Here is a 6,200-nt window from a genome sequence, read left to right as displayed (position 1 = left end):
AATTTCAAAAAATGAAATTAAATAAATAAATTCAATTAAATTTATTTTAATTATTATTGTGAGGTTATTTTAATGTCAACCAAAGTTGTAGAACTTAAAACCGTAAAAGTCGGAAAATATATTGTATTAGATGGAGAAGCTTCTAAAGTAACTAGCTTAACCACTTCATCTCCTGGTAAGCATGGAGCTGCAAAAGCAAGATTAGAAGCTGTTGGTATTTTTGATGGTCAAAAAAGAAGTTTAGTAAAACCTGTAGACACTAAAGTTGAAGTACCTATTCTTGACAAAAGAATCGGTCAAATTTTAGCTGTTATGGGTGACCAAGTTCAAATCATGGACTTAGAAACTTTCGAAACCTTTGAATTACCTATACCTGCTGAATTTGAAGATGAAATCAGAGGTGCTGTAGGTACTGATTTAGGTGTAGAATATATCATTGCTTTAGGCAATATGAAAATCATGAGAACTAAAAAAGTATAATTTTTTAGTTTTTTACACTTTTTGCGGATTTTATCAAAAATCCGTTTTCAATCTTTTTTCAAATCAAATCAAATCTAAAATCAAATCAACTTTTTTTATTTTTTATTATTTCTATTTTTAATTAATTACTTGATTAACTGAAAGATTAATTAATCAAATAATTAATTGAATATGCAATTAATTTAAAATTAAACAAAATGAAATAGTGATATAAATGCTTTTTAATACTTTTGAACCAGGAAAATTTGCTTTTTCAGCAGAATCAATTGATCTATATGAATTGGATAATGAAAGTCAATCTAAGGATTCTGCTCTTTTTGTTAAGTCTAAAAAATGGGGAATCATTGGAGTTCCCTTTGACAGCACTTGTTCTTATCATCATGGTTCAAGGTATGGTCCAACAATCATAAGAGAAGCATCATTTGGTTTTGAACAGTATAATTCAACCTTTGAAAAGCTTTTGGATGGAGAATTCTATGACTGTGGAGACTTGAATGTAGTTCATGGAAACTGCAGTAAAACCTGCGATTCTCTTGAAGATGCTGTAGCTGAGTTGATAGGTTCCAATATCAAGCCAATCCTCATAGGTGGAGAGCATAGTGTAAGCATTGGCTCTGTTAAGGCATTGTGTGCTAAGGAGGAAAGCAATGACTTGTCTGATATCACAATCATCCATTTAGATGCTCACAGAGACATCATCGACACTTATATTGGAGAAAAGGATTCCCATGCAACAATCATGAGAAGGGTTCATGATTTAAATCCTAAGGAATTGATTCAAATAGGAATCAGATCATTTTCCATAGAAGAAAAGGAATTTGTTGAAGAACAAAAGAATATCTGCAGCTTTTTGGCTAAGGACCTTTTCGATGATTTTGATGCCCTTTTGGAAAAGTTGGATTCAATTGAAGGAAAGGTTTACATTTCCATTGATATGGATGCAATCGACCCTGCATTTGCCCCGTCTGTTGGAAACCCGACTCCAAATGGATTGCACCCGATTGATGTTGAAAATATTTTTGAAGCATTGGCAAATAATGAGAATATTGATGTCATAGGCTTTGACCTTGTAGAGGTTGCAAGTGATAAATTAGGTGATATTACTGCTGTTCTTGCAGCTAAAATAATCTATGACTTCTTGACTTTATTTGCTTAGAAAAGTGTTTATTTTTCAATTTCAATTATTATTTTTTTACTTTTAATTTGTTTGTTGTTTTTCAACAAATAATATAAATATTACTTAAACACATATCTTAATTATAATTTATTATTTACTATAAAATATAAATTTAAATCATTTTTACAAAATTATAAAAAATTAGGAGATTTTTAATGTATAAAAGAGAAATAGAATTGTCTGGTCATATCATTGATTCTTTAACTCTTCCTAAAACCATGGATATTATTATGGATAAGGGTGGAGACTTTGATATACTAGAGTTTGATATAGGAAAACGCAAATCTGATACTAGTAAAGCTAAAATAATGGTTTCAGCAGAATCTCCCGATATTTTAAATTCTATTCTTGATGAACTTAACTTTATTGGGGTTTCAATATCTGAAATTGAAGAGGTCAATTTAGTGCCTTCTCCAAAAGATCAAGTAGCTCCAGAAGGTTTTTACTCAACAAGCCATCATGTAACTCACATTTATTATAAAGAAGAATGGATTCTTGTAGACGAAATTGAAATGGACTGTTTAATCGTTATAGATGAAGAAAACAAGACTGCTAGATGCAAACCAATTGCAGACATTAAGAAAGGAGACTTGATTGTAGTTGGTAGGGAAGGAGTTAAAATCACACCACCTCAAAGATCAAGAGGCAAGCAAGGTGTATTTGAATTCATGAACAGTGAAGTTTCTTCTGAAAAGCCTATGATGAGCATCATCAATGATGTTGCAACTGAGATTAAGAATGTCAAGGCAAAAGGCGGAAAGATTGCGCTTGTCGGAGGTCCAGCTATTGTACATACAGGTTCTGCAGGAATCGTTGCACAACTTGTAAAGGATGGAATCATTGATGTTATTTTTGCAGGTAACGCTTTAGCTACTCACGATATTGAATGTGACCAATTCGGAACTTCCCTTGGTGTAAATGTAAAGACTGGTGAAGTTGTTGCTCATGGTCATACTCACCATATGAGAGCAATCAATAGAATCAACAGGTCAGGTTCAATCAGAGAAGCTGTAGAGGACGGAACCTTAAAGAGCGGAATCATGTATGAATGTATTAAAAATGATGTTCCATTTGTATTAGCAGGTTCCATTCGTGATGATGGTCCACTTCCTGATGTAATTACAGACACTGTAGAGTCTCAAAAACTAATGCGTAAATATGCTCAAGAAGTTGACATGGTAATAATGATTTCAACAATGTTACACTCCATTGCAACTGGTAACTTATTGCCTTCAAGAGTTAAAAGTATTTGTGTAGATATCAACCCATCTACCGTTACTAAACTTGCAGATAGAGGTAGTGCACAAGTTGTAGGTATTGTAACTGATGTAGGAGCATTCTTACCAGTCTTATACGATGCATTACAGGAAGAATAAATTTTTATTTATTTTTTCTTTTTTCTTTTTTTATTAATTAACTATTTTTGTATTTTTTACTATATTTTGATATTTTTTTTACTATTTTCTGCATTATTTTCTTATCAATTTTTAACTGTTTTTTTATTAGTTTCCATCCTCATTTTTTTTAAAAATCTCATCATATAGTTAATTTCATTAAGTTTTTTTAGAAACTTTTTTTATTAAGTTTTTATAGATTTTTATTTAGGTAAAAATTATTTTTAATTATTTAATTTAATAGTTAAAAATTATATAATTTTAAAATTTAATTAATGAGTTATATTTGAGTTAAAAGTGAAAACTAACTTACTTTTCTTTGGTGTTTAAAATGGATGAAAAGATTATTAATGTTGATGGCAATGAGATTATAATCACTGCAGAAGGTCTTGATGATATTGAGATAAGCGATATAATCATTGAAGATGCAGAAGAGCCTGAAGGGGATCTTGTTATCACTGCAAAAATATTGGAAGTGGAATTAGGTGAAGTCTATCCTGCAGTTGTGGTTGTTGAAGATGGCTATTTTAAGGATGTTATCCCAATCATAACTGATGATGACAGTTCCCTTGATTTGGATTATGAAGGTGTCTTGATACCAGGTTTCATCGATTCCCATATTCATATTGAAAGTTCAAAAATCACTCCTGCTAACTTTGCAAAGGCGGTTATTCCTCATGGAACCACTTCAGTTGTTGCAGACCCTCATGAAATAGCAAATGTTCTTGGAATAGAAGGTATTGACTTTATGATAAATGATGGAAAGAAAGCCCCATTTGATTTCTATTATGCAGCTCCATCATGTGTTCCTGCAACCCCATTTGAAACTTCCGGTGCAGTATTGACCAGTTCTGATATTGAAGAGCTATTGAAACGTGATGAAGTGGTTGCCCTTGGAGAAATGATGAATTTCCCAGGTGTTATTGCTGAAGATGAAGAGGTTCTTAAAAAGCTGGATGCCGCTAACAGGCTAAACAAGCCTATAGATGGTCATGCTCCACTTGTAGCTGGTGAAAATCTTGTGAAATATGCTTCATATGGAATCAGTACAGACCATGAATGCAGTACCTTTGAAGAAGCTATTGAAAAGCAAAAATTAGGTATGAACATTATGGTTCGTGAAGGTTCCTCTGCTAAGGATATGGACAGATTATTGGACGTTGACAAGAGATTGAACTACTTGATTGAAGAGGAAATGGCTGGAAATATTGAAATAGGCAATATGGATGAAGCATTAGCAGTTCCACCATTTGACTTCTTGGTTTGTGATGATATCAATGCAAGAGACTTGTCTAAAGGTCATTTGGATAATTTGATTAAAAAAGCCATCTCATTAAAGGTCAATCCAAAAGAAGCTATTAAGATGGTGACTTTAAATCCTGCAGAGCACTACGGTTTGAATTCTGGTGCTATAGAAACAGGTAAAGTTGCTAATTTTGTTTTGGTTGATGATTTAAGAAACTTGAATGTCAGCAAGGTTTGGGTTCATGGTGAGCCTGTCTTTGAAGACGGCGAAGTTTTGTTTGATGTAGAGCCACCTATTCTAAAGAACACCTTTGATTTGGATGAAGTTAGTCCTAAAGACTTTGATGTAATAATGGAAATGGATTATGTAAGTTCCTTGATGGATGAAACCACCAATGTCTTTGTTATTGAAGCTTATGATGGTGATTTGATTACAGGAAAATCAGAAGAGACTCTTTTGATAAAGAATAAGGTCATTCAGCCTGATTTGAATAAGGACATCATTAAAATAGCTGTTGTAAACAGATATGGTGGAAATAATTTGGCAAATGGTTTTATCAAAGGATTCCATCTTAAAAGAGGAGCATTCGCTTCTTCTGTTGCACATGATTCCCACAATATTGTAGTTGTTGGTACAAATTCAGAAGATATGGCAAAAGCAGTCAATCTGATTAGGGAAAAGGAAGGAGGACTTGCTGTTGTATCTGCTGAAGATGGAATCGAAGAGATTCTTGAATTGCCAATTGCAGGCTTGATGTCTAATAAGGATGTTGATTATGTGGGGTCCAAATTAAGTCATTTGATTGAATTGTCCCATAAGTTAGGATGTAGTTTGACATCTCCATTCATGACTTTGTCATTTATGGCATTGCTTGTAATTCCAAGCTTTAAAATAAGTGATAAGGGAGTATTCGACTTTGAAAGTTTTGAATTATCCTATTTGATAAAACAATATTTAGTTTAATTATTCAAAAATTCTTTTGGGAAAGTAAAGGGTAAATGTTTCCAATTTAGTTAAAATAGTTTAAAGGTCAAATCCTTGACCTATTAAATCCTCTTTTAGGATTTTTATGGATTCCTTTTCCTCATCATTTCCTACTCTTTTTATTATTCTTTCAGATTCCAAGAATCTTTCAAGGAAGTATTCTTTTGTTTTCTCATCCACAATGTTTATTCTTGAATAGTTTACCAAAGCTTCAATTAAAGCGTGAATTCCTCTGTTGATTGGTTTGGCGCATTTGTTTTTAATGTTTATTTCACGCACTTCTGCTTTTATGAAATTCACTCCAGTATCCTTGATTGGATCATTTTCTCTAAAACTGTTTTTCAAGCTTTTCACTTTGCATATTAAGTAGGCATCAGCATCAGTAATATAAGTCATTTCGCCATTTTCATTAGTTTCAGGGATTCTGCTTAAATATTCATCAGGAATTGTGTTTGTAGTGGCAAGAGTAAACATAAGCGGGCTGCTTGTGATGTTTACAATAAACTCTTCCTTTTCCTTAATGTTTTTTATTGTATTTCCACCTTCAAAAATCCTTAAAAAGAGTTCATCCTTTTCCAGCACTCTAACTCCAAAAGGAGCTGCATTGCTACGGCCTTCCTTATCTGTTGTAGTGATGATCGCTTCGTATTGCTGGCCTTTGAACATGCCTATTTCTGTTAAATCGATTTCCATTTTTTCCCTCAAAACCAACTATGGATTATTTTTTTAATTTATTTTCTTAATCTGATATGATGTTTATTATTTATTTATTTTATAATTTTGCTTGATTTTTTATTTTTTCGTTTTTCTTCTTCTTTTTCTTTTTATAATTATAAAAACTTTTTATATTATAAATAATAAAAATATATCTAATATATTAGTTAATGAGATTAATTAATAATAATTGAGATTAATTAAT

5 protein-coding genes are annotated in these 6,200 nt (G+C 32.0%); 4 read left to right on the top strand and 1 reads right to left on the bottom strand.

All coding sequences use genetic code 11. The features are described 5' to 3' along the window. The first annotated feature begins 72 nt into the window (after window positions 1-72). The 4 genes from ACKI67_RS05655 to ade all read left to right on the top strand — a co-directional run bounded on the left by ACKI67_RS05655 (window position 73) and on the right by ade (window position 5,260). Window positions 73-480 carry a translation initiation factor IF-5A gene (locus ACKI67_RS05655; protein WP_407462461.1) on the top strand — a complete coding sequence of 136 codons (408 nt, stop codon included), beginning with the start codon at window positions 73-75 and terminating at the stop codon, window positions 478-480. 214 nt (window positions 481-694) lie between these two features. After that, window positions 695-1,636 (top strand): agmatinase, encoded by a 942-nt coding sequence (gene speB, locus ACKI67_RS05650; RefSeq protein WP_407462460.1) that lies wholly within the window; start codon window positions 695-697, stop codon window positions 1,634-1,636. Between the two features lie 176 nt (window positions 1,637-1,812). Then, entirely contained in the window at window positions 1,813-3,033 is a 1,221-nt protein-coding gene (locus ACKI67_RS05645; RefSeq protein ID WP_407462458.1) for a TIGR00300 family protein, read from the top strand. A 349-nt stretch (window positions 3,034-3,382) separates the two neighbouring features. Beyond that, complete coding sequence (ade, locus tag ACKI67_RS05640; RefSeq protein ID WP_407462457.1) at window positions 3,383-5,260, top strand: adenine deaminase; 1,878 nt, start codon at window positions 3,383-3,385, stop codon at window positions 5,258-5,260. Window positions 5,261-5,320: 60 nt separating this feature from the next. Here the strand turns inward: ade and ACKI67_RS05635 are convergent, their stop codons facing one another. Next, entirely contained in the window at window positions 5,321-5,974 is a 654-nt protein-coding gene (locus ACKI67_RS05635; RefSeq protein WP_407462456.1) for a DUF447 domain-containing protein, read from the bottom strand. Window positions 5,975-6,200 lie beyond the last annotated feature (226 nt).

The sequence above is a fragment of the Methanobrevibacter sp. genome (assembly GCF_045577275.1).
GTDB lineage: Archaea > Methanobacteriota > Methanobacteria > Methanobacteriales > Methanobacteriaceae > Methanobrevibacter.
Note: the sequence above shows the minus strand (reverse complement) of the source record. Positions and strands in the feature narration are given on the sequence as shown.

What these genes read in the sequence shown, in the direction of transcription:
- ACKI67_RS05635 (WP_407462456.1), bottom strand. Translation starts at nt 5,974, where the DNA reads ATGGAAATCGATTTAACAGAAATAGGCATGTTCAAAGGCCAGCAATAC.
- ACKI67_RS05655 (WP_407462461.1), top strand. Translation starts at nt 73, where the DNA reads ATGTCAACCAAAGTTGTAGAACTTAAAACCGTAAAAGTCGGAAAATAT.
- ade (WP_407462457.1), top strand. Translation starts at nt 3,383, where the DNA reads ATGGATGAAAAGATTATTAATGTTGATGGCAATGAGATTATAATCACT.
- speB (WP_407462460.1), top strand. Translation starts at nt 695, where the DNA reads ATGCTTTTTAATACTTTTGAACCAGGAAAATTTGCTTTTTCAGCAGAA.
- ACKI67_RS05645 (WP_407462458.1), top strand. Translation starts at nt 1,813, where the DNA reads ATGTATAAAAGAGAAATAGAATTGTCTGGTCATATCATTGATTCTTTA.